Source organism: Nocardia sputorum (genome assembly GCF_027924405.1).
In the GTDB taxonomy this organism is placed as follows: domain Bacteria; phylum Actinomycetota; class Actinomycetes; order Mycobacteriales; family Mycobacteriaceae; genus Nocardia; species Nocardia sputorum.
In genome coordinates this window covers 5,081,859-5,103,068 of record NZ_AP026978.1, presented here as the reverse complement: position 1 = coordinate 5,103,068, position 21,210 = coordinate 5,081,859, and the positions used below count along the sequence as shown (strand labels likewise).

At 69.0% G+C, this 21,210-nt stretch carries 21 protein-coding genes; 14 read left to right on the top strand and 7 right to left on the bottom strand.

Going from position 1 to position 21,210, the window contains the following annotated elements; genetic code table 11:
* Nucleotides 1-88: 88 nt before the first annotated feature.
* Nucleotides 89-1,378, top strand: coding sequence for a vWA domain-containing protein (locus tag QMG86_RS23075; protein ID WP_281874763.1), 1,290 nt, complete (start codon nucleotides 89-91; stop codon nucleotides 1,376-1,378).
* A 94-nt stretch (nucleotides 1,379-1,472) separates the two neighbouring features.
* On the opposite strand, the gene QMG86_RS23070 is transcribed toward QMG86_RS23075, so the two are convergent.
* Nucleotides 1,473-1,748: a hypothetical protein gene (locus tag QMG86_RS23070; protein WP_039796837.1), complete on the bottom strand. Its 276-nt coding sequence runs from the start codon at nucleotides 1,746-1,748 to the stop codon at nucleotides 1,473-1,475.
* Between the two features lie 316 nt (nucleotides 1,749-2,064).
* On the opposite strand from QMG86_RS23070, the gene QMG86_RS23065 reads away from it, so the two are divergent.
* The 5 genes from QMG86_RS23065 (at nucleotide 2,065) to QMG86_RS23045 (ending at nucleotide 7,680) form a co-directional block, all read left to right on the top strand.
* On the top strand, nucleotides 2,065-2,358 hold the full coding sequence (locus QMG86_RS23065; protein WP_040865713.1) for a hypothetical protein: 294 nt from the start codon (nucleotides 2,065-2,067) through the stop codon (nucleotides 2,356-2,358).
* Nucleotides 2,359-2,581: 223 nt separating this feature from the next.
* Nucleotides 2,582-3,994 (top strand): DUF1254 domain-containing protein, encoded by a 1,413-nt coding sequence (locus tag QMG86_RS23060; RefSeq protein ID WP_281874762.1) that lies wholly within the window; start codon nucleotides 2,582-2,584, stop codon nucleotides 3,992-3,994.
* Between the two features lie 189 nt (nucleotides 3,995-4,183).
* Entirely contained in the window at nucleotides 4,184-5,581 is a 1,398-nt protein-coding gene (locus tag QMG86_RS23055) for a DUF1254 domain-containing protein (RefSeq protein WP_281874761.1), read from the top strand.
* Nucleotides 5,582-5,716: 135 nt separating this feature from the next.
* Nucleotides 5,717-6,946, top strand: coding sequence for a cytochrome P450 (locus tag QMG86_RS23050; protein ID WP_281881091.1), 1,230 nt, complete (start codon nucleotides 5,717-5,719; stop codon nucleotides 6,944-6,946).
* Between the two features lie 8 nt (nucleotides 6,947-6,954).
* Nucleotides 6,955-7,680: a TetR/AcrR family transcriptional regulator gene (locus tag QMG86_RS23045; RefSeq protein WP_281874760.1), complete on the top strand. Its 726-nt coding sequence runs from the start codon at nucleotides 6,955-6,957 to the stop codon at nucleotides 7,678-7,680.
* 6 nt (nucleotides 7,681-7,686) lie between these two features.
* Here the strand turns inward: QMG86_RS23045 and QMG86_RS23040 are convergent, their stop codons facing one another.
* A complete protein-coding gene (locus QMG86_RS23040; protein ID WP_281874758.1) occupies nucleotides 7,687-9,666 on the bottom strand; it encodes a TerD family protein in 1,980 nt (659 codons plus the stop codon).
* 85 nt (nucleotides 9,667-9,751) lie between these two features.
* Between QMG86_RS23040 and QMG86_RS23035 the strand changes: the two genes are divergently transcribed.
* Nucleotides 9,752-10,249 (top strand): hypothetical protein, encoded by a 498-nt coding sequence (locus QMG86_RS23035; protein ID WP_281874757.1) that lies wholly within the window; start codon nucleotides 9,752-9,754, stop codon nucleotides 10,247-10,249.
* Nucleotides 10,250-10,268: 19 nt separating this feature from the next.
* Here QMG86_RS23035 and pabB read toward each other — a convergent pair whose 3' ends face one another.
* Nucleotides 10,269-12,500 (bottom strand): aminodeoxychorismate synthase component I, encoded by a 2,232-nt coding sequence (gene pabB / locus QMG86_RS23030; protein ID WP_281874755.1) that lies wholly within the window; start codon nucleotides 12,498-12,500, stop codon nucleotides 10,269-10,271.
* An 89-nt stretch (nucleotides 12,501-12,589) separates the two neighbouring features.
* Between pabB and QMG86_RS23025 the strand changes: the two genes are divergently transcribed.
* From QMG86_RS23025 to QMG86_RS23015, 3 genes are all read left to right on the top strand, one after another.
* Entirely contained in the window at nucleotides 12,590-13,645 is a 1,056-nt protein-coding gene (locus QMG86_RS23025) for a phosphotransferase family protein (RefSeq protein WP_434085504.1), read from the top strand.
* 72 nt (nucleotides 13,646-13,717) lie between these two features.
* Nucleotides 13,718-14,248, top strand: a complete 531-nt coding sequence (locus QMG86_RS23020) for a DinB family protein (RefSeq protein WP_281874753.1) — start codon at nucleotides 13,718-13,720, stop codon at nucleotides 14,246-14,248.
* A gap of 145 nt (nucleotides 14,249-14,393) precedes the next feature.
* On the top strand, nucleotides 14,394-15,524 hold the full coding sequence (locus QMG86_RS23015) for an NDMA-dependent alcohol dehydrogenase (protein WP_067800980.1): 1,131 nt from the start codon (nucleotides 14,394-14,396) through the stop codon (nucleotides 15,522-15,524).
* Nucleotides 15,525-15,683: 159 nt separating this feature from the next.
* Here QMG86_RS23015 and QMG86_RS23010 read toward each other — a convergent pair whose 3' ends face one another.
* The 4 genes from QMG86_RS23010 to QMG86_RS22995 form a co-directional block, all read right to left on the bottom strand.
* The gene (locus tag QMG86_RS23010; RefSeq protein WP_281874752.1) at nucleotides 15,684-16,352 is read right to left on the bottom strand and encodes a GOLPH3/VPS74 family protein; all 669 of its coding nucleotides are present in this window, start codon (nucleotides 16,350-16,352) and stop codon (nucleotides 15,684-15,686) included.
* Nucleotides 16,352-16,888 (bottom strand): hypothetical protein, encoded by a 537-nt coding sequence (locus QMG86_RS23005; RefSeq protein ID WP_281874751.1) that lies wholly within the window; start codon nucleotides 16,886-16,888, stop codon nucleotides 16,352-16,354. The genes QMG86_RS23010 and QMG86_RS23005 overlap by 1 nt, the downstream gene beginning before the upstream one ends.
* Nucleotides 16,885-17,163, bottom strand: coding sequence for a helix-turn-helix transcriptional regulator (locus tag QMG86_RS23000; RefSeq protein WP_281874750.1), 279 nt, complete (start codon nucleotides 17,161-17,163; stop codon nucleotides 16,885-16,887). Before QMG86_RS23000 ends, QMG86_RS23005 begins: the two co-directional genes overlap by 4 nt.
* An 80-nt stretch (nucleotides 17,164-17,243) precedes the next feature.
* Nucleotides 17,244-18,437: a serine hydrolase domain-containing protein gene (locus tag QMG86_RS22995; RefSeq protein WP_281874748.1), complete on the bottom strand. Its 1,194-nt coding sequence runs from the start codon at nucleotides 18,435-18,437 to the stop codon at nucleotides 17,244-17,246.
* Between the two features lie 42 nt (nucleotides 18,438-18,479).
* On the opposite strand from QMG86_RS22995, the gene QMG86_RS22990 reads away from it, so the two are divergent.
* The 4 genes from QMG86_RS22990 to QMG86_RS22975 all read left to right on the top strand — a co-directional run bounded on the left by QMG86_RS22990 (nucleotide 18,480) and on the right by QMG86_RS22975 (nucleotide 20,854).
* On the top strand, nucleotides 18,480-19,313 hold the full coding sequence (locus QMG86_RS22990) for a serine hydrolase domain-containing protein (RefSeq protein WP_281874747.1): 834 nt from the start codon (nucleotides 18,480-18,482) through the stop codon (nucleotides 19,311-19,313).
* Between the two features lie 95 nt (nucleotides 19,314-19,408).
* On the top strand, nucleotides 19,409-19,942 hold the full coding sequence (locus QMG86_RS22985; protein ID WP_039796858.1) for a DUF3145 domain-containing protein: 534 nt from the start codon (nucleotides 19,409-19,411) through the stop codon (nucleotides 19,940-19,942).
* A 116-nt stretch (nucleotides 19,943-20,058) separates the two neighbouring features.
* The gene (locus tag QMG86_RS22980) at nucleotides 20,059-20,277 is read left to right on the top strand and encodes a hypothetical protein (protein WP_281874746.1); all 219 of its coding nucleotides are present in this window, start codon (nucleotides 20,059-20,061) and stop codon (nucleotides 20,275-20,277) included.
* A 226-nt stretch (nucleotides 20,278-20,503) separates the two neighbouring features.
* Nucleotides 20,504-20,854, top strand: a complete 351-nt coding sequence (locus tag QMG86_RS22975; protein ID WP_281874745.1) for a hypothetical protein — start codon at nucleotides 20,504-20,506, stop codon at nucleotides 20,852-20,854.
* Nucleotides 20,855-21,210 lie beyond the last annotated feature (356 nt).

The window sequence follows — 21,210 nt, the reverse complement described above, 5'->3', positions numbered from 1 at the left end:
TCGCGCGGCGAACGTTCCGCATCCGCCCGCCGCTCGACTTACGCTGATCCCGGTGGGGGTTTCGGTGTGACGACGGCTGGGAGTCTCGGTGGGCGCGGCATTGGTCAAAGGTCAGAACGCGGCATTGGACGTGGCGCGCGTGCTGGTGTCGGTGCGCACCGAGGCCGCGGTCGACGTGTCGGCGCTGTTGGTGACCGCGGCCGGTCGCGTGCGATCGGACGCGGACTTCGTGTTCTTCAACCAGCCCAGCGCGCCCGGTGTGTCGCTGGAACGGGGAACGCCGGGCGCACTGTCGGTTTCGCTCGCCGACCTGCCCGCGGACATCGCGCAATTACGGGTCGTGCTCACGCTCGACGATCCGGCCGAGACCTTCGGCCGGGTCGCGCCCCCGGTCGCCACGGTGGCCGACGCGGCGGGAAACCCGCTGTACGAGTACCGCATCGAGGGTTTGGGCAGCGAATCCGTGGTGATCGCGCTGGAGCTGTACCGCCGCCAGGGCGGCTGGAAGGTGCGCGCGGTCGGGCAAGGCTATGCGGGCGGGTTCGCGGCACTGGTCACCGATCACGGCGTGAGCGTGGACGAGGAGCCGTCCCCGGCGGTCGCGTCCGCGCAACCAGCCGCGCCGGACCCGTCGGCGCGGGCCGTCCCGGACGTCTTCACCGTCCCCGGCGAGGCGAAGCTCTCCTTCGAGAAGCGCGCGACGCTGGATCTGCGCAAGCGCGAGGTCGCGAAAGTCCTCATCGACAAGGACGCTTTCGGGATCCGCGCGCGCGTCGTCCTGGTCGTGGACAAGACGGGCAGCATGAACCGGCAGTATCGCGACCAGGTGGTGCACCGCGTCGTGCAGCGGATGATCCCGGTGGCCACGCAGCTCGACGACGACGGGACGCTGGAGGCGTATCTCTACGCCGTCTCGTTCGCCAAGCTGCCCGACATCACCGTCGAGCACGGCGACGCGTGGGCCCGGACCTATCTGCATCTCGGCGGAACCCACGGGGGCATCGACTACGACCGGCTCGGTGGCCGCAACGACGAACTGCCGATCATGCGCGCCATCATCGACTCGTTGCGCCCTGGTGGCCGCCCCACCCTCGTGCTGTTCTTCACCGACGGCGGCTTCGCCAAGAAACGGGAGATCGCGGCACTCATGCGCGAAGCCGCGCTGCTGCCCGCCTTCTGGCAGTTCGTCGGCCTCGGCCGGGCCAACTACGGTCTGCTGCGGACCCTGGACGAGCTGTCGGATCGGGCGGTGGACAACGCGGGATTCTTCGCCCTCGACGACATCGATCAGGTCGACGACGCGCAGCTCTACGCCCGATTGCTCGGCGAGTTCCCCGACTGGCTGCGCGCCGCGCGGAACGCGGGCATCCTGCGCTGACCCGCGTGTCGGCGCTCGCGCGAAGCCGCCTTGCCCACGGAGAAACCCCGGCCTGTCATAGCGAGATGCTATGGCGAACGGCGATCGCCGCGGATCAGCCGATGACGGCGTTCATGATGGTGCCCGCGCTGGTGGCGATCACCCCGCCGATCATGGCTCCCGCCACCATCTTCGGCGACTCGAGCCCACCGCCGGTCCACTTCTCCCAGGCGAAGCGGCCACCGGCGTAGATGATGCCGCAGATGCCCGACAGGAGTACGAACCACGTCAGGTAGCGGACCAGTTGGAGGAACTTGTCGGAGATCGGCGGTGCTTCTGGAGTGGGGTTGCCGATCTGCGCCAGGGTGTCGTAAGCGGCGGCCAGGATCATCGTCGTTCGCTCATTCTGGATTCGGGACAGGGGCAAGTGATTCGCTGAGAAGATCGTATCCGTTCGCTCGCCGCGATGCAGTCACCTCCGTGCAGCGCAGGGAAGTTCGTGTTTCCGGTGTCCTCGCCGGGGTAGCCCGACGCCGGGTCCGCCCGCCCGTGCCGCCGTGGGCGGCGGAGGTTCCGCGCAGTGCGCCCACCATGGCGCGCTCCGTGCCCGTATCCTGGTTCGTGGCCGAATTCATCGGTGGTCGAACAGCTTTCGCAAAAGGGCTGGTCGGCGGCAGGGTTGTATTCGAGCGTAGAGGGAGTAGACGGTGAGCATCATTCTGGCGTCGGTCGGCGATTCGTTCACGACGTTGGCGCAGATCGGCAATCCGACCCCGGAGGCGCCGCCCCTGGCGGACAAGCTCTTACAGTTCGTGCGGTATCTCACCTGGTTCGCGCTCGCGTCCGGCATCGTCAGCATCATCTACGCGGGCGGCCGCTTCGCCTGGGAGAAGTGGAGCGGCGGCGGCTTGCAGTCGCCGAAGATGATCGCGGGCGCGATGCTCGGCGGGGTGGTCGCCACCAGCGCGGGCACCATCATGAACACCGTTCTGGAGTTCTGACCGCGGCATGATCCTCCGGCGCGTCGTCGCCGCGACCGTGCGCATGCCGCGAAACGCTCGCCGAGCCTCGGCCATCCCGGCCGTCGTACCGGGTCGTCGCGGGCGACCGCCCGCGGTACTCGTCCTGAAATCGCCCCGATGACCTGCTGTTTTGCCCCGATGGGCGGTTATCCTCCGGTGCGGATCGCGCCGTGCCCGATAGGATCGGAAGCGGAGCAGGATCATGGACCAGAGGACCGAGGGCAAGCTCACGGTGTCGCGGCGCAGGGCGCTCGGCATCGCGGCGACATCGGTGGCCGCGTTCGGCTGGGCGGCGTGCGGCCGCTCCGGCGACGACAGCTCCGTCCCCGATGACGCCGCCACCATCGCCAAGGATGCCTACGTATTCGGCTACCCGCTGGTGCTGATGGACGTCACCCGCATCGCGGCGGAGGCGTCCACGCCGGTCAACCGGTTCGAGCACGCGGCCGAGTTGCCCACTCCGGCGCAGCGCGAAGCGGTGCGGCTGGACCGGGACACGTTGCGTTCGACCGCGTGGCTCGACCTGGCGAACGAGCCGATGGTGCTGAGCGTCCCCGCCATGGACCGTGGACGGTTCTGGCTGGCGCAGGTGCTGGACGCCTGGACGAACAACGTGCACAACCCCAGTGGTCGTCGTCCGCAGGCGCGATCGGCGTCGCCGCCGTACACCTACGTGGTGACCGGCCCGGGGTGGTCGGGGGCATTGCCCGAGGGATTGACGCCCTTGCCGATGCCGACGCCTACGGTATGGCTGATCGTGCGAATCCAGGTCGACGGGGAGACCGATCTGCCGGCCGTGCGCGCCATACAGCAGCGGTTGCGACTGGTCCCGTTGAGCGCGTGGGTGGCGGGCGCCGAGCCGCCTGCGCCCGCCGCTCCGCCCTGGCAGGCGGCTGTGCAGCCGCCGCCGGAATGGGTGGCGGAGATGGACGCGAAGGTGTTCTTCGATCGGATGTGCGCGGTGCTGGCGGTGAACCCGCCCGCGCGCGAGGATGAGCCCGCCATGCGGCGCTTCGCGACGATCGGGATCCGGCCGGGCGGCGCGGTCGAGGGCCTCTCGGAGGACGAGCTCGCCGCCGCGGTGGGCACCGCTCAGCAGCAGATCCCGGTGTATCTGGGCGCGCGGACGGTCAACGAGAACGGCTGGCTCGTCGACCCGGACGTCGGCCGGTACGGCGTCAATTACCTGCTACGCGCCGCCATCGCCCGGGTGGCTCTCGGCGCCAGCCTGGCCGAGAACGCCTTCTATCCGACGCTGTTCGCCTCGACCGCCACCGGCGACGGCGCAGGCCGATTCCGGCTGCACTTCACGCCGGGCGGGCTGCCGCCCGTCGACAACTTCTGGTCGCTGACCGCCTATGACGCCGACAGCTACCTGGTGCCCAATCCCGCGGAGATCTACACGGTCGGCCATCCGGATCCGGTGCTGCTCAACCCCGACGGCTCCGTGGACATCGCGTTGCAGTACGCCGACCCCGGCCCGGCCGTACCAGCCGGAAACTGGCTGCCGATCCCGGAATCCGGGCAATTCTCGCTGACCTTGCGCATGTACGCGCCGAAGCCGGAGGCCATCCAGGGGCGTTGGCGTCCACCACCGCTGCTGCCGGTGCTCTGATCCGCGCTCCGCCTCGCCGCGGCGCGACGGAACGGTCCCGCCTGTTCACCGGTGTGCTAGGCAACGCTGCCGCATCCAGTGCCGAATCGTGGTCCGGTGCGCTGACCAGCCACTTCGGCTCGAGAAGGCGGTTATACTCCGGACCGGACCTGGCGCGGCAACCGATCGGATCGGAGGCGGAACAGGATCATGGACGACCGGGCCTACCGTGAATCCGCGCTGTCGCGGCGCACGCTGCTGGGCATGGCGTCGATGGCCGCGCTCGGCGCGGCGTCCTGCGGTGGATCGGACGAGAGCGGCCCGGCGCACCCTTCCGTGCGCAGCGAGGCGGGAACGATCGCCAAAGACGCCTATGTCTTCGGCTTTCCGCTGGTGCTGATGGACCTCGCCCGCATCGCGGCGGAGGCGTCCACTCCGGTCGGCCGGTTCGAACACGCGGCCTCGTTGCCGACCGCCGCGCAACGGAACTTAGCCCGGCCGGACCCCGACACGTTGCATTCGACCGCGTGGCTCGATCTGGCCGACGAGCCGATGGTGCTGAGCGTTCCCGTCATGGACGGGGGCCGGTTCTGGCTGGCGCAGCTGCTGGATGCCTGGACGAACAATGTGCACAATCCGAGCAGCATCCGGCCGCAGGCCGCGCCGCCGCACACCTATGTGGTGACCGGTCCGGCGTGGTCGGGGGCGTTGCCCGAGGGACTGACGCCGATGCCGATGCCGACGCCGACGGCGTGGCTGATCGTCCGCGTCCAGGTCGACGGAGCGAAAGACATCCCCGCCGTGCGGTCCTTGCAGCAGCGGTTGCGGCTGGTCCCGTTGAGCGCGTGGAGTGCGGGCGTAGAGCCGTCCACGAGCGCGCCGCCCGGGGGGCGCTCCGGCGGGCAGCGGCCGGTCGATCAGGTCATGGGGATGGACGCGCACGAATTCTTCGATCGGATGTGCGCGCTGCTGGCGGTCGACCCGCCCGCGCCCGAGGACGAGCCCGCCATGCGGCGCTTCGCGACGATCGGCATCCGTCCCGGCGGCGCGGTCGAAGGCATCTCCGACGCGGAGCTGACCGCGGCGGCCGACACCGTGAAGCAACAGCTCCCGGTGACACTGGGGGCGAATACGACCAACGACAACGGCTGGGTGTCCGATCTCGGCGCGGGCCGGTACGGCACGAACTATCTGCTGCGCGCCGTCACCGCGTTCGGCGCGCTCGGCATTCCCTTGCCCGAGGACGCGCATCACCTCTTCACCGCGGTCCAGGCGGGTTCCGGTCCGTTCCGGCTGCACTTCGTATCGGGGGAGCTGCCGCCGGTCGACGCGTTCTGGTCGCTGGCCGTCTATGACGCCGGGGATTACCTGGTGCCCAATCCGGCCGAGATCTACTCGATAGGTCACCATGTCCCCGTCGTGCTCAATGCGGACGGCTTCTTGGACCTGACGCTTCAGCACGATGATCCCGGTCCCGGCGTTCCCGAAGGCAACTGGTTGCCCATCCCGGAATCCGATCCGTTCTCGGTGACCCTGGCGTTGTTCGCGCCCAAAGCGGCGGTCCTGCAGCGGCGTTGGCAGCCGCCTCCGCTGATCGCGCTGCGCTAGGAGCGCAACAAAGTAAACGGGTTTTACTAAACACTGTTCACGAAGGCGTGTTCTGTGGTTGCATCTCCCTTGACCGTGTTCGCCACATCGTCGGCGGGTCTGCGCCCAGACCGCCGGAGGAGTTCAGCCGTGACCGTGACCACGCCGTCGATCCCGACGGGATTCGACTTCACCGACCCCGACCTGCTCGCCACCCGCCTGCCCATCGAGGAGTTCGCCGAGCTGCGCCGCACCGCCCCGGTGTGGTGGTGCGCCCAGCCCGATCGGGCCAGCGGCTTCGACGACGGCGGGTATTGGGTCGTCTCCAAGCTCGCGCACATCAAGGAGATCTCGAAGAACCCCGAGGTGTTCTCCTCGCACGAGAACACCGCGATCATCCGGTTCAACGAGGAGACCACGCGCGAGCAGATCGACATGCTCGGCGACATGCTGCTGCTCAATCTCGACCCGCCCAAACACACCAAGACCCGGCGGATCATCTCCAAGGGCTTCACCCCGCGCGCGGTGGAAAGCCTGCGCGCCGCGCTGACCGAACGCGCCGCGCGGATCGTGCACGAGGCCAAGAAGTCCGGCAGCGGCGACTTCGTCGAACAGGTCGCCTGCGAACTGCCGTTGCAGGCGATCGCCGAGCTGCTCGGCATCCCGCAGGAGGACCGGAAGAAGATCTTCGACTGGTCCAACCAGATGATCTCCTACGACGACCCGGAGTTCGAGGGCGACCATCACGCCGCCACCGCCGAGGTGATGGGCTACGCCTGGAACATGGCCGAGCAGCGGCGCGCCTGCCCGGCCGAGGACATCGTCACCCAGCTGGTCAACGCCGACATCGACGGCGAGCACCTCGGCTCGGACGAGTTCGCGTTCTTCGTCATCCTGTTGTCGGTCGCGGGCAACGAGACCACCCGCAATTCGATCACCCACGGCATGAAGGCGTTCGTCGACCACCCCGAACAGTGGGAGATCTACCGGCAGCAGCGCCCGCGCACCGCGCCCGACGAGATCGTCCGGTGGGCCACTCCGGTCACCGCGTTCCAGCGCACGGCGACCCAGGACACCGTGCTCGGCGGCCAGGAGATCAAGAAGGGTCAGCGGCTCGGATTGTTCTACAGCTCGGCCAATTTCGACGAGGAAGCGTTCGAGAATCCGTTCACCTTCGACGTGCTGCGTGATCCGAACCCGCACGTGGGTTTCGGCGGCACCGGCACGCACTATTGCGTCGGCGCGAACCTCGCGCGGCTGCAGATCGATCTGATGTTCAACGCCATCGCCGACGTGATGCCCAACCTGCGGCAGGTGTCCGATCCGGTGCGGCTGCGGTCGGGCTGGCTGAACGGGATCAAGCGCTGGGAAGTCGAATACGCTTGAATCGATCGGTGCAACAGTCCAGACCACGGGGCCGTGCGCCGGTGGTGACCGACAGCGACATCCGGCGGGTGGCCAGCGCGCTGCTGGTGGAGCGTGGGCCCGACGCGGTCACGCTGCGCGCCATCGCGCGGGAACTCGGTGTCACCGCACCCGCGCTGTACCGGTACTACGACTCGCTGGAAGACCTGCTGGAGCGGCTGCGGCTGGACTTCTGCGCCGACCTGGCCGAGGACCTGACCGCCGAGCTCGCCACGCTGCCCGACGACGGCGCTGCGCAGTTCTTCGCCATCTGCCGTGGCTTCCGGCGCTGGGCGCTGACGCACACCAGGGAATTCACCCTGGTGTTCGCCTCGCCCGGCGCCGGGCAGGCCCGCGCGCTGCGCCGCTTCGACGAGCCGTTCGGCCGGGTGTTCCTGGCCGCGGCGGGCAGGTTGCTGGCGAACTACGACATCGTCACGCCGCCCACCGACGTCATCCCGCCGGAGCTGCGCGACGATCTGGTGCACTTCCAGACCGAACTGCTGGCCGCGCTGTCGGAGTCGAGCCAGAAATTCCCCGCCGAGAAGCTGGATCTCGGGGTGACCTACCTGATGATCCAGATCTGGGCACGGCTCTACGGCCACGTCACGCTCGAGGTGTTCGGGAATTACCCGATCCCGTTGGACAACCCGGAGATCCTGTTCGACGCGATGCTGGCCGACCTGGGCCGCACCGCGGGCCTGCTCGCCGAATGAGACCGGTTATATGCGGGCGCCTTTGGCCCGGTTGCACGCGCGGCACAGGATCTGCAGGTTCGCCGCGCTGGTCGCACCGCCGCGGCTGAGCGGGATGATGTGGTCGAACTCCAGGTAGTGCCCGTCGCCGCATTCGACGCACCGGCCGCCGTCGCGCTGCCACACCTGCGCCTTCACCTCCTGCGGGATGCTGCGGGTGTCGCGCTGGCCCGGGGTGAGGACGAGCCGTTTCGCCACCCGCAGCGCTCCTTCGAGTGCGGCGCAGACGTAGTCCGGGTCGTCGACGGCGAAGGTCGCGCCGCCGCGCGCGGAGGTGGCCGCGACCACCACCGTCCCCTGTTCGGCGTGCACGGAGACCACCCGGGACCACGGCATCTCGATGCCGGTGTCGGCGCCGACGAAACGCAGCTTCTTGTTGCTGCCGATCAGCCTGCCCTCGGTGAGCTTCGGGCCGCGCGCGAGTTGACGCACGTGCGTCGCGGGCAGGTCGAGGTGGACTTGCTCCTCGGGGTCCAGGTGCAGGCCGGGCGTGCGGACCACGGGCAGGTCGCCCGTGCGCAGCCGGTAGAGGGTGTTGCCGCGATGCATTCGTCTGCGCAGGTCCTCGATCAGCGGCCCGCCGAGCCCGAGCTCGGTGACCGCCTGATCGAACAATTCGAGTTCCGCGTCCCTGACCTCGCCGTCGGCGAAGGCGAAGGTGACCAGCCGCTCCACATAGCTCAGCGCCGCGTCGCGCAACGCGGCGCGTCCGGCTTCGGCGTCGACGCGCTGGTAGCGCAACGACGCCCACAGCGCCGCCCACTCGGGGCCGCGCGGACCGTGGCCGGTGAGCACCCGCCACGCGCGCGAGTGCCAGTGGGTGAGGTACTCCTCGATCTCCTGCGCACACCTCTGGCAGGGCGCGAACCCGCCGAAGAGCTTGCGGCGCAGCGCGTTTCCACAGCGAGCGCAGTGGCGGCCGCCGGGTGGCGGGCGCAGATACCGGTCCTCGGTCCATTCGGTGCCGTCCCACCAGCGCATGACCTGCGGGTTGTCCGGATCCGGGTGCCAGTCCGCGTATTCGGGATGTGGGGGAGGAGCGAGCGGTGCGGCTCCCCGGCTGTGCCGTTCGAGGTCGACCGGACGGCCGGCCTGCGGACGCGGCAGGGGAGCGGTGTCCGCGCGATCGAGCACTTCGGTGCGTGGCGAGGTGGGGGCGTCCGGCCGCCCCGTGAGTGCTCCGGTCTCGGCGGTACGCCCGGGATCGGCGCTGCGGTGGGCGGACACGTCCTCGGTGACGTCCGATTGGTCGGTCCGGAGGTCGCCGTTCCGGGAAACCTGCCCGAACGATCCGTGTGTGAAGCGTCGCGCGCCGGGCCGATCGGCGGAAACCGGTTCCGCCCCGGCCCCAGATGCCGGAAGCCGCTCTTGCGCGGTCGCGGTTCCGGTCGACCGGCGCACCCGGAACGGGTTGGTGGGATGGCTGGTGCGGGCGGGCGCCGAGGGGTCTTCTACCTGGACGCCGAACTCGGTGACCAACCCCGCCAGTCCGCCGGCCCAGCCTTGGCCGACAGCGCGGAAGCGCCACTGCCCGTCGCGGCGGTAGAACTCGCCGAACATCAGCGCCGCGACGGCGTCCGCGTCGTCGATCTCGAACGTCACGAGCACCCCGTCGACCGAGTGCACGGCGACGGTCAACCCCTGCACAGCGCCGAAAGTGCCTTCCTCCACCGAGCCCGCGACGACGATGCGCTCGACGTCGGCTTCGGTCCGCGGCAGCGAGACGCTCAACCGCGCGGTGCCCGGCGCGGGCTCCTGATCGAGCGTGACCGCTTGCGAGACATGCCGCGGCGCGTTGTAGAACACCAGGTCCCGGTCCGAGCGCACCGTGCCGGAGGCGTCCAGCAGCAAGGCGTGCGCGTCCACAGCGTGCTCCGATCGCCATGAAACAACCACGGCTAGAAGGGATGTCGGTACCGCTGCGTTCGCGCCCTTGCTGAGTTTCATGGTGCTCGAACTATGCCACGACCCTCCGACACGCCGAACGCGCGAGGGGACCTCCTTCGGCGGGGCGTGCGGCACAGTGTTCCCCATGACGAACCCGAAACGCCCGGGTCGTAAGCCGCCGACCCCCAAGCTGCCCGGCGGGCGCGTGCCCGGCCCCGCCGACGTCCTGGCCGCCGCCCAGGCGGCGGTCGAGGCGGCGCAGACGGCCGCGGGCCAGGCGCTGGAAGCCGCCCAGCTGACCGCGACGTCGGCGTTCGACACGGCGGTGCGGCTGCCGCCCGCGTCCGCTCAGCTGGTCGCGCAACTGCCCGGACTGATCGAGAACCTGACGGCCGCGATCGAGCGGCTCAACTCCACCATCGATCGGCTCGACCGCACCCTGGCCCTCGCCGATCCGGCCTTCGCGGCCTACGACCGCCTGCTGCCCCGGCTGGAGGGGATGATCTCCCTCGGCGAGGACGTGCTCGGTCGTCTGGCCAAGGTGCCCGGCGTCGCCCTGCTGGGCAAGCTGACGGGGCTGAGCGCACCGGAACCACCCGCCGAGGAGCCGGTCAAGCGGAAGCCCACCAGACGGCGCAGATAATCCGGGACGGCGTGCGCGTTCAGCGGTGCGCGTGGTCGGCGGCCGCGCGCAACGTGGCGGCCGCCTTGAGCAGGACCTCGTGATACTCGTCGGCCGGGTCCGAATCGAGCACGATGGCCCCGCCCGCCCCGATCCGCCAGCGTCCGCCGTAGCGGACGGCGGTGCGGATCACGATGTTCAAGTCCGCGGTGCCGCCGAGCCCGAGAAAACCGATCGTGCCCGAGTACACACCGCGCGCTTCGGTTTCCAGCGCATCGATGATCTCCATCGTGCGCAACTTGGGCGCGCCGGTCATCGAGCCGCCGGGAAAACAGGCGCGCAGGCAATCGACCACGCCGACCTCCGGCCGCAGCCTCCCGCGCACCGTCGACACCAGTTGATGCACGGTCGCGTACTGCTCGGTGACCATCAGCTTCGGGACGTACACACTGCCGATCTCGCAGACGCGGCCGAGATCGTTGCGCAGCAGATCGACGATCATCAGGTTCTCCGCCCTGGTCTTCGGGCTGTCGGCCAGCTCCTGGCGCAGGCGCTCGTCGTCTTCCGGCGTCGCGCCGCGCGGCGCGGTCCCCTTGATCGGCTTGCTCTCCACGATGCGGCGGCGATCGACCTTCAGGAAGCGCTCCGGCGACGAGCAGGCGATGTCCAGGTCGTCGAAGCGCAGGTAGGCGGCGTACGGGGCGGGATTGCACCGGCGCAGAGTGCGATAGAAGTCCAGGCCGTCGGCAGCGGCGGCGGGGATGGTGGCGCTGTCGGTCAGGTTGATCTCGTAGGACTCCCCGGCGTGCAGGCGCTCCTGGCAGACCGCGATGTCGGCGAGATAGCGCTCCCGGCCCCGGGTGAGCAGCGGCGCGACGGCGTCGCCGTCCGGCGGCAGCTCGAGCGGCGGCGGGTTCGTCCACGTCGGCAGGGCGTCCAGGGTTTCGCGGGTGTCGCGCAGCCAGTCGGCGGCGGCTCGGGCGGTCTCCCCGTCGTCGCTCAACGCCAGCAGGTGCGTGCGCCCGCCGACATGGTCGACCACCACCATCCGGTCGGCGAAGATCCACTGGGCGTCGGGAGTCGGGGCGCGATGGACCGCGTCACCGCCGCAGTCGGCCTTGACCTCGTAGCCGAGATACCCGACGTAGCCACCGGCGAAATCGAAGGGAAGATCGGGCAGTTCGAGCCGGCGCGCGCGCAACTCGGCGGCCAGGAAATCGAGGATGCCGCCGGGTGCGGTACGCCGATGCCCGTCCGACGTCTCCACGGTCACCTCGCCGTCGCCCACCCGGTAGCGCAGCACCTCGGCCAGGGGACCGCTCGCGTCGCCCAGGAAGGAGAACCGGTCGGCACCGGGTTCGACATGCTCGCTGTCCAGCCAGAACGCCGTCGGGGAGTTGCCGTACAACTGCACGAACGCGCGCTCGGTGTCGATCGGCCGCTCCAGGACGGCTCGCTGGAGCCGGAAGGTCCGCGGCACGAGCGAGCCGAGTCGGGCCGGACCGGTGCGTGCGCGAGACGACGCCCGACCGGCCGGACGCTCGAGTTCCACCGCCGCGGCGGGGAACTGCTCGGCCGCGAGCGGCGCGGTCGCGGCCGCGGCGGGAAGCGGGGCTCCCTCGGCCACCGGCTCCGCCGCACGACCGAGGGCGATCGAGGGCCTCGGTATCGGTGACGCGGGCGCACTTCGGTGCGCGGCGACGAGTTTCGCGAAGTTGCGCAGCAGAGCCGCTCCGTACTCACTGGCGATCGATTCCGGATGGAATTGCACGCCCCACTGCGGGCGGGTGCGATGCCGCACGCCCATCACGACGCCGTCGCCGGCCTGCGCGGTGACCTCCAGGGCGTCCGGCAGCGGCCGCAGCGCGCACAGCGAGTGGTAGCGCACCGCCGTGAAGCCCTGCGGAATTCCGGCGAACAGGTCCCGGTCGTCGTGCTCGATGCGATCCAGATACCCGTGCCTGGCGGCAGGCGCCTCGGCGACCATGCCGCCCGCCGCGACCACGATGCCCTGATGGCCCAGGCACACCCCGAGCAACGGCAGATCGGTCTCGCGGATCACCGCCGCGGAGATGCCCATGTCGCGCGCCACCGACGGCCCTCCGGGCCCCGGCGAGACGACGATGCTGTCGAAGCGTTCCAGACCGAGTTCGGCGACCGTGCGCGCCTCGTCGTTGCGCACGACCGTCGGCTCGACGCCGTTCACCTCGCTGATCAGCTGGTACAGGTTATAGGTGAACGAGTCGTAGTTGTCGATCAACAGCGTGTGCATGGTGCCCGAAACCCTACGCCGCGCCGGTCGGAGCTAACTGTTGTCGTCTGCCTTCAGTTCGGTTCGGCGGGTGGTGCACAATGTGGGGCATGTCTGTTGCGCAACCGGTCGATGTGGATCCCGCGGTCGTCGACTTCGCCGTCGTCGGAAAGTGGATGGATGAGCAGGGTCTGTCCGGGGGCGAGTTCGAGGACGTGATCGCGCTGGGCGGCGGAACGCAGAACATCATGCTCCGCTTCACGCGCGGCGGCCGGACGTACGTGCTGCGCCGCGGCCCGAAGCATCTGCGCGCCAAGAGCAACGACGTGATCCGGCGGGAGGCGCGGCTGCTCGGCGCGCTGGGCGGCACCGAGGTCCGCGCGCCCCGGGTGATCGCCGCCTGCACCGACGAGTCGGTACTCGGCGCGGTCTTCTATCTGATGGAGCCGATCCACGGGTTCAATCCGCAGAACGAACTGCCCGAACCGCACGCGGGCGATCCGGAGATTCGCAGGCAGATGGGCCTGTCCGCGGTCGAGGCCATCGCGCGGCTCGGCGCACTGGACTACCAGGCGCTCGGCTTGGCCGACTACGGCAAGCCGGAAGGTTTCCTGGAGCGCCAGGTGCCGCGCTGGCTGGGTGAACTGGAGTCGTATTCGTCCAACGAGGGCTACCCCGGCCCGGAGATCCCCGGTGTGGCGGCGGTGGGTGAGTGGCTGGACCGCAACCGCCCCGCCCAGTGGACGCCGGGCATCCTGCATGGCGACTGCCATCTGGCGAACATGATGTTCTCCTTCGACGGCCCGCAGGTCGCGGCGATGGTCGACTGGGAGATGTCCACCATCGGCGACCCGTTGCTGGACCTGGGCTGGCAGATCGCCACCCGTCCGGAGCCCGGCACCACCGGCGCCGCGCTGGTGGGCAAGCTCGGCGCGGTCGGCGGGCTGCCGACGGCCGAGGAGATGATCGCGCACTACGGGCAGTTCTCCGATCGCGACCTGAGCGCGATGTCCTGGTACACCGTGCTGGCCTGCTTCAAGCTCGGCATCGTGCTGGAGGGCACGCACGCCCGCGCGTTCGCGGGCAAGGCCCCCAAGCAGGTCGGCGATTTCCTGCACGCGATCACACTGGAGCTCTTCGAGCGGGCGCAGCGGCTGATGGAGTGACTGTCGGGATGTGCCCGATAGTTGACCGAATATCGGTGGAAGGCGTCGCCCGGCCGCGCCTAGGTTGAGCGCATGCCGATCGTTCCCGATGTCAAGGACTGGACCTGGGTGCTGAGCCGCCCCTGTCCCGAATGCGGTTTCGACGCCGCCGCGACCGCCTACGAGGCCGTGCCCGCGCTGATCCGCGAGACGGCCGTCCGTTTCGCCGCGGTGCTCGACCGCCCCGGCGTGCGCGTGCGGCCGGACCAATCGACGTGGTCGGCTCTGGAATACGGCGCGCACGTGCGCGACGTCTGCCGTATGTCCGACACTCGCCTCGGCCTGATGCTGGCCGGTGACGCCGAGGGCGAGCCGCCGCGCTTCCAGAACTGGGATCAGGACGCGACCGCCGAAGCCGACCGCTACAACGAGCAGGATCCGGCCCGGGTGGCCGAGGAGTTCGCCGAGGCCGCGGAGCGGGCCGCGCGGTCCTTCGAGTCGGTGCCGCCCGAGCGGCGCGGTCTGCGCGGTGCGCGCAGTGACGGAGCGGAGTTCACCGTGGCGTCGTTCGCCCGGTACATCCTGCACGATCTGGTGCACCACGTGCACGACGTGCGCGGGTAAAACGCATCGCGGAACTGTAACGCGTTCGCCGGGAAGGTCACGCTCTGCCGACGAATTTTCCGACCGGCACTAGAACGCGTTACATTTTTCTCGTACTGTGGGTGCAGTCACATATAAGCACGTGCATGCGAGAGGGTCGACAGGAATGAAGACGAAGGGCGCGATCCTGTGGGGGATCGACCAGCCGTGGTCGGTGGAGGAGATCGAGGTCGGTGACCCGGTCGCGGGCGAGGTGCAGATCCGGATGGAGACCGCCGGCATGTGCCACTCCGACCACCACATCGTGACCGGCGCGACCCCGATGCCGTCCTTCCCCGTCATGGGCGGGCACGAGGGCGCGGGCGTCATCACCAAGCTCGGCCCGAACTGTCCGGCCGACCTACAGGTCGGCGACCACGTGATCCTGTCGTTCATCCCCGCCTGCGGCCGCTGTCCGGCCTGCGTGGCAGGACACATGGCGCTGTGCGACCTGGGCGCGGGCCTGCTGATGGGCCAGGCGATCAGCGACGGCACCTACCGCATCCAGGCCCGCGGCGAGAACGTCATCCCGATGTGCCTGCTGGGCACCTTCGCGCCGTACATGACGGTGCACCACACCTCCGTGGTGAAGATCGATCCGAGCATTCCGTTCGAGGTGGCCTGCCTGGTCGGCTGCGGCGTCCCCACCGGCTTCGGCTCCTCCACCCACGTGGCCCAGGTGGCCCCGGGCGAGACCGTGGTGATCGCTGGCATCGGCGGCGTCGGCATGAGCGCGTTGCAGGGCGCGGTGCTGTCCGGCGCCTCGAAAGTGGTGGCCATCGATCCGAACCCGTGGAAGCGCGAGCAGGCGCAGAAGTTCGGCGCCACGCACACCTACGAGAGCATGGCCGCCGCGATCATGCCGCTGATGGAGGCCACCGAGGGCCGGATGGCCGAGAAGGTCATCCTGACCATGGGCGAGATGCACGGCGAGTACATCGAGGAGGGCCTGATCCTCACCTCGAAGGCGGGCACCCTGGTGGTCACCTCGATGGGCCGGATGGACGAGAACGACGTCAAGCTGAACAGCTTCCTGCTGTCCATGCTGCAGAAGACGGTGAAGGGCTGCATCTTCGGCGGCGGCAACGCCCGCCAGGACGCGCCGCGCCTGCTGTCGCTGTACAAGTCCGGTCAGCTGAACCTGGACGACATGGTCACTCGCAGCTACTCCCTGGAGGAGATCAACCAGGGTTACCAGGACATGCTGGACGGCAAGAACATCCGCGGGATCATCAAGTACACCGAAGCCGACTGGTAATCCCGGCCCATCCAGGACGGCCGCTCGGATGCGGCGTTCGCCGTCGCGGGGGACAGCTCAGCTCTGATCCCGCTCGCCGAGTCGGTGGCGATCCGTGCGATCAAGTCGTACGCCGACCGGCTCGCCGAGCGGGAATCGCACATCCTGTTGCTTTGCGACCTACGCGGAGCCCGTTGCCGCGGCACTCAACACGACGGCGGCGGTGAGCGCCGCTTCGACCGCTTGCACCGCTTCCCTGGCCGCCTTCGCTGCCCAGTCCCCGGCGGCGATCTCCTTGGCGCGCTGCCTCACAACTCGGCGGTCGCGGTCGGGGAAGACCTTCGGTGCCGCGTCAGCCGCCGACAGCAGTGAGATCAAGGCGGCGGCGCGAGGCTCGACAGGGACGTCAGGGTGTGCGAACGGAGGTGTCAGCCGGTCCCGGAGCTCCTTGCGGTATCCGCGCGGCACCCAGGCGGTCCGGGGAAAGACGCCCAAGGCCCGGTGGCGTTCGACGCGCACCAGCCCCTCGTCCGCCAGCCGGTGCAGCACCTTCGGTTGCAACCTCTTCGACAGTTTCTCGATCGCGGCCCGGGCTTTGATCGGACCCGCCGCCTCGATCCTGGCGAGCGCGTCGCCCAGTATCGGATCGGCACTCCTGTTCGCGCTCACCACGATTCGGCCCGGTTTCGCCTCGTCGCACGGCCCTGCCAGCCGGATCGCTCCGGCGTCGATCAGGTCTAGCAGCACCGCTCCGGCGAGAACCCTCGGTGTACGTGTGCTGTCGGCCATCGAGTGCCCAGTGCGTTCGTCGAGAAGCAGCAGCATCAGGTCTCCGGCGAGCAGGCTCATCACTCGTCCTCCGGTTCCGTGTCGGGCCGGGTCCAGGCCAGGATCATCGTCGGGGTACAGCCGCCGACGAGCAGCGCGGTCAGCAGCATCAGCCCGCCGGCGTAGGCCGTTTGGATATTGTCGAGGTCGGTGAATCCGCCGACGACGATCAGCCAGATCGCTGGAATCATCGCCAGCGTCTGTGTGAGGGTGAGCCCCACCGAGCGAGCTGCGTTACGCTGCTCGAGTTCCCATTCGTCCAGGGCGCCGACGGGCGCGTCGGCGTGGCGTCCCGAGACGATCTGGAGCGATATCCACAGCGGGAAGAACACCAGGCAGGCCGGCGCCCACAGCAGCGGTCCCCGCTCCAGACCGCACGCGATCAGCACCGCGACGACCGCAAGGGCCAGGAATATCGTCGCGAGGGCCACCACCAGCAGTCGGCGGCGGCGACGCGTCCGCCACCGCGGCAACAGGTGGGCCCCGCGTTCGGCGAACAACACGAACCGGCGTGTCCGGCGAGCTTGGTAGCGCTCCAGCAGATTCGGGCGCGTCATCGAACATCCCCTTTGTCGTTCCGGTAGACCGCCGTGGACAGCGGCGCGAATTCCTCCCGCGAGAACACCGCCTCGACCGGCAGCCCGAACACATCGCAGATCCGCAGCGCCAGATCGAGACTCGGATAGTGATCGCCCCGTTCCAGCGCACCCACCGTCTGCGGATTCACCTCGATCACCTCGGCAAGCTGGGCCCGGCTCATTCTCCGCTCGGCACGTAACACCCCGATACGGTTATAGATGGGAAGATTTTTCCCACGTCTCACGGGACTCATACAACAAACCGTTGCATAAACCCAACAGTACGTCAACAGTGGCCCGGCCGCCGAGCTATGCGGGCCGCGAAGCTCGGTGCTCAGATCCGGCAGCGCAGCAGGGCGGACCGCAGATTTCGGCTGCGGACGTCGTCGAGAACGGCCAAACCCAGCCGGTTCATCGTGTAACCGAAGCCCAGACCCGTTGCCGGATCGGCGAATCCGAACGAGCCGCCGAGTCCCGTGGTGCCGTAGGCGCGCTTGTCGGAGCCGAAGCGGAAGGTTCCGCGCGATTTGCGGAAGCCGAGGTGATAGCGGCTCTTGGTGTGCAGCACCAGGTCTTCGGCGGGGACGTCGTCGGCGGTCTCGGCCGCGGCGAGCCGGTCCAGCAGTGCGTCGTCGATCGGGAGCGCGCCGGTGCGCCCGGCGGCCGCGCCGTAGACCTTGGCCAGCGCGCGGGCGTTGCCCACTCCGTTGGACGCAGGCAGCTCCACTTCGAGGAACTCGCGCCGGGCCGCCCGTGCCGGTGCCCCGCAACGCGGGTTGGTCAGCGCCGCATAGGACAACCCACGTTTGGCGTAGATCTCCGCACCGATCCGCAGCGGCAGATCACGCTCGTAGCGCACGACGTCCAGGCCGCGGGTGGCCGACATCGCGGCGACCCGGTCCATGCTCTGCTCGGCGGGCAGGCCGATGAAGAAGTCCACGCCGAGCGGCGCGGCGATGTCCTCGGCGAAGATCCGGCCGAGCGTGCGGCGATCCGGATCGACCCGGCGCAGCAGTTCGCCCTGGTACAGACCGAGGGTGATCGCGTGATAGCCGTGTCTGGTGCCGGGCCGCCAGACCGGTTTCTGTGCGGCGAGAATGGTTGCGAGGCCGTCCAGGTCGGCGATCTGGGACAGGCGGACGATCTCGCCGAGGCCGGACAGCCCGGCCTGGTGGTCGATCAGCTGGCGCACGGTGATCGCGTCCTTGCCGTGGGCGGCGAACTCCGGCCAGTACTTCGCCACCGGCTGCTCGTAGTCGAGCAGACCCTTGGCTACCGCCGTGGCCACGGTGAACGCCGCCATGCCTTTGGTCGAGGAGAACACCGGCACGATCGTGTCCTGTTCCCACGGCAGCGTGCGCCTGCGATCGCGGAAGCCGGCCCACAGATCCACCACGGGGCGGTCCCCGGCGTAGACCGCGACGGCGGCGCCGATCTCGCCGTGCTGCTCGAAGTTGCGGCGGAAGGCGTCGGCGACCGGTTCGAAACCGGATGCTACGTCGCCGTGAACAGTGGGCTTTTCACTCATGGCGAGTCGATCGTAGCCACCCGGTTCTCGTAGGCTCGGGGGGTGCGTTCACTCGAGCAGATTCGGGAATGGCCGGTCCGGCACGCGGCGGCCGCGGTGGTCACCGCCGACGGCGACATCGCGAGCGAAGGGGATGCCGAGCGGGTGTTCCCGCTCGCGTCGGTGACCAAGCCTCTCGTCGCGTACGCCGTGCTCGTCGCCGTGGAGGAGGGCGCGGTCGAACTGGATCAGCCCGCGGGCCCGCCCGGCGCCACGGTGCGTCATCTGCTGGCGCACGCGTCCGGGCTCGCGTTCGACACCACCGAGGTCCAGGCTTCGCCCGGGGCCCGGCGGATCTACTCCAGCGCGGGTTTCGAAGTGCTCGCCGAATTCCTCACCGCGCAGACCGGGATCGCGTTCGACGAGTACCTGCGCGACGCGGTGTTCGAGCCGCTTGGCATGACCGCTTCGGTGCTGGCCGGCCCGGCGGGGCACGCGGCCCGGTCCACCGCCGCGGATCTCGCCCGCTTCGCCGCCGAATTGCTGAACCCCGAGTTGATCTCGGCGCAGACGCACGCCGAGGCCACCTGCGTACAGTTCCCGGGTCTGAACGGCGTGCTGCCCGGCTTCGGTTCGCAGCGCCCCAACGACTGGGGACTGGGCTTCGAGATCCGCGACGGCAAGTCGCCGCACTGGACCGGTGGCACGAATTCGCCACAAACCTATGGACATTTCGGCCAATCCGGGACATTTTTATGGGTTGACCCGAGAACGGGGTTGGCGTGTCTCGCCTTGAGCGACGAGAATTTCGGCGACTGGGCGCGGGCGGCCTGGCCACCGCTGAGCGATGCCGTGATCGCGGAGGCGACAGCCGCGCGCAACACGGTCGTGAAGTAACACGTGTAACTTCGGGCACTCCAGTACACTCAGGCAACGCCAGTTCGACGAATCGTTGGGGAAGACGGTCCTCGTCGAAGCTGGAGGTGTTGGTGGTGCGCGCATCGAGTCAGTTCGCGGACGCGACGGCGGGTGTGGTCTACATCCACTCGTCGCCTGCCGCGCTGTGCCCGCATGTCGAGTGGGCACTCACCTCGGCCCTGGGCGCCCCGGCGAAACTGCGCTGGACCGCCCAACCGGCCGACGGTCAACTGCGCGCCACCAGTGAGTGGATCGGTCCGGTCGGCACCGCCTCGAAGATCGCTCAATCGTTGCGCTCCTGGCCGGTTCTGCGCTTCGAGGTGACCGAGGATCCCAGCGACGGCGTGGACGGCGAGCGCTACAGCTTCGTCCCCGGTCTCGGTCTGTGGCACGGCTCCACGAGCGCCAACGGTGACGTCATGATCGGCGAGATGCGCCTGCGCGCCATGCTCCAAGCGACCCGCGAACTCGGCAAGTACTCCGCCTACGACCTGGCCGCCGAAATCGACCGCGCCTTGGGCACGGCCTGGGACGAGGACCTCGAGATCTACCGCTACGGAACGGAATCCGGAGCCGAGGTCACCTGGCTGCGCCGCGACGTGGGGTAGGGGCTCGCGGCTCCGGCAGCCAATGGAATTGGCGGCTGCCCGGGATCCGCCGACAGACGTAGGGTCGTCATACGGTCGGGGCCGAGTGCGAGGAGTCGACCATGAAGCATGCCGGTATGCGCATCATCGCCGCCGCGACGATTGCCCTGACGGCCGCGACAGCCGTCCCCGCGGCGGCAGCCGCCGAGATCACCGCCGAACCGATCGCGGTGGTGGAAGTGCCCCCGGGCATCGTCGACGCCGTCCGAGGGGCCATCGCGAGCGTCCTGTTCTTCGGCATCGTCGGCCTGTGCGTGGCGCGTATTCTTCCGCCGGACCAGTGCCATCTGTTCTGAGAGGGCAAAGGCCGCACGGACAGTGGGTCACGTGTCCCGTCGAGTGGAGAGCGTGGATCCACTCAGTGCGCGGCGACGCCGACTCGGTCGCACAGAGCTCGAACGTCGTCACGCATCCCGGAGGGCGGTCGGTTCCGGAGCGCGTGCAGCATGTCGTATGAAACGTCGTGCCGGTTCGACTTGACCTCAACCATGATCGAGGTTTCATTCTCGAGGAATGAGCATTTTGTTCCACAACACCATGCGGATTACCGACGGTCATCTCGAACAGTTCAAGGTGGCCGTACAGCGGGCGGTGGCGTTCGTCGCAGAGCATGGCCCGCAGCTGTTGGTGCAGGTCTTTCTCGACGAAGACCGCGGGCTTGCACACAGTTTTCAGCTCTATCGCGACTCGGAGGCAGTGCTCGCACACTGGAAGTTGTCCGATCCCTACATCCAGGATGTGATGGAGCACTGCAGTATTCAGTCGTTCGAGACCTACGGCGAGATGTCCGACGAGGTGCTCGACGGGCTGCGTGCTGGACCTGTCGGCGAGGTGACGGTACGGCGAGCGCTCACCGGCTTCACGCGATTCTGACCGTCCGTACGGTAGCCGCGAACCGCCCCGCGCACACCTAGGGCTACAGCCGTAGCCCGGAGTTGCGTGCCACACCTCGTCGGCAACATCCGATGTTCGGCGGGATGCTGGCAGTGTGCAGCGGCGACAACTGGCCGCCTGCGGGGAATCGCAACTGGCCGTACGCGGGAATTTCGCGGTGGCCACGGACAGCCGTCATGGATCACCCGTAGATTGCCGTGACCGGATGGCAGTGGCTGGCGGTCGCGCGCCCTACTTGCCGCGCTGGTCGGCGTGGGGTTGTGGTTGTGGCCGGTGCGGGTGCCGGAGGGGCGCAGCGTAGACGAGATCACCCGGCGAGTGCGAATGGAGCGCAG

Coding starts and splice junctions, on each gene's coding strand:
- QMG86_RS23070 (WP_039796837.1), bottom strand. CDS start 1,748: ATGATCCTGGCCGCCGCTTACGACACCCTGGCGCAGATCGGCAACCCC.
- QMG86_RS23060 (WP_281874762.1), top strand. CDS start 2,582: ATGGACCAGAGGACCGAGGGCAAGCTCACGGTGTCGCGGCGCAGGGCG.
- QMG86_RS23055 (WP_281874761.1), top strand. CDS start 4,184: ATGGACGACCGGGCCTACCGTGAATCCGCGCTGTCGCGGCGCACGCTG.
- QMG86_RS23040 (WP_281874758.1), bottom strand. CDS start 9,666: ATGAAACTCAGCAAGGGCGCGAACGCAGCGGTACCGACATCCCTTCTA.
- QMG86_RS23035 (WP_281874757.1), top strand. CDS start 9,752: ATGACGAACCCGAAACGCCCGGGTCGTAAGCCGCCGACCCCCAAGCTG.
- pabB (WP_281874755.1), bottom strand. CDS start 12,500: ATGCACACGCTGTTGATCGACAACTACGACTCGTTCACCTATAACCTG.
- QMG86_RS23025 (WP_434085504.1), top strand. CDS start 12,590: ATGTCTGTTGCGCAACCGGTCGATGTGGATCCCGCGGTCGTCGACTTC.
- QMG86_RS23020 (WP_281874753.1), top strand. CDS start 13,718: ATGCCGATCGTTCCCGATGTCAAGGACTGGACCTGGGTGCTGAGCCGC.
- QMG86_RS23015 (WP_067800980.1), top strand. CDS start 14,394: ATGAAGACGAAGGGCGCGATCCTGTGGGGGATCGACCAGCCGTGGTCG.
- QMG86_RS23010 (WP_281874752.1), bottom strand. CDS start 16,352: ATGAGCCTGCTCGCCGGAGACCTGATGCTGCTGCTTCTCGACGAACGC.
- QMG86_RS23005 (WP_281874751.1), bottom strand. CDS start 16,888: ATGACGCGCCCGAATCTGCTGGAGCGCTACCAAGCTCGCCGGACACGC.
- QMG86_RS23000 (WP_281874750.1), bottom strand. CDS start 17,163: ATGAGTCCCGTGAGACGTGGGAAAAATCTTCCCATCTATAACCGTATC.
- QMG86_RS22995 (WP_281874748.1), bottom strand. CDS start 18,437: ATGAGTGAAAAGCCCACTGTTCACGGCGACGTAGCATCCGGTTTCGAA.
- QMG86_RS22980 (WP_281874746.1), top strand. CDS start 20,059: ATGCGCATCATCGCCGCCGCGACGATTGCCCTGACGGCCGCGACAGCC.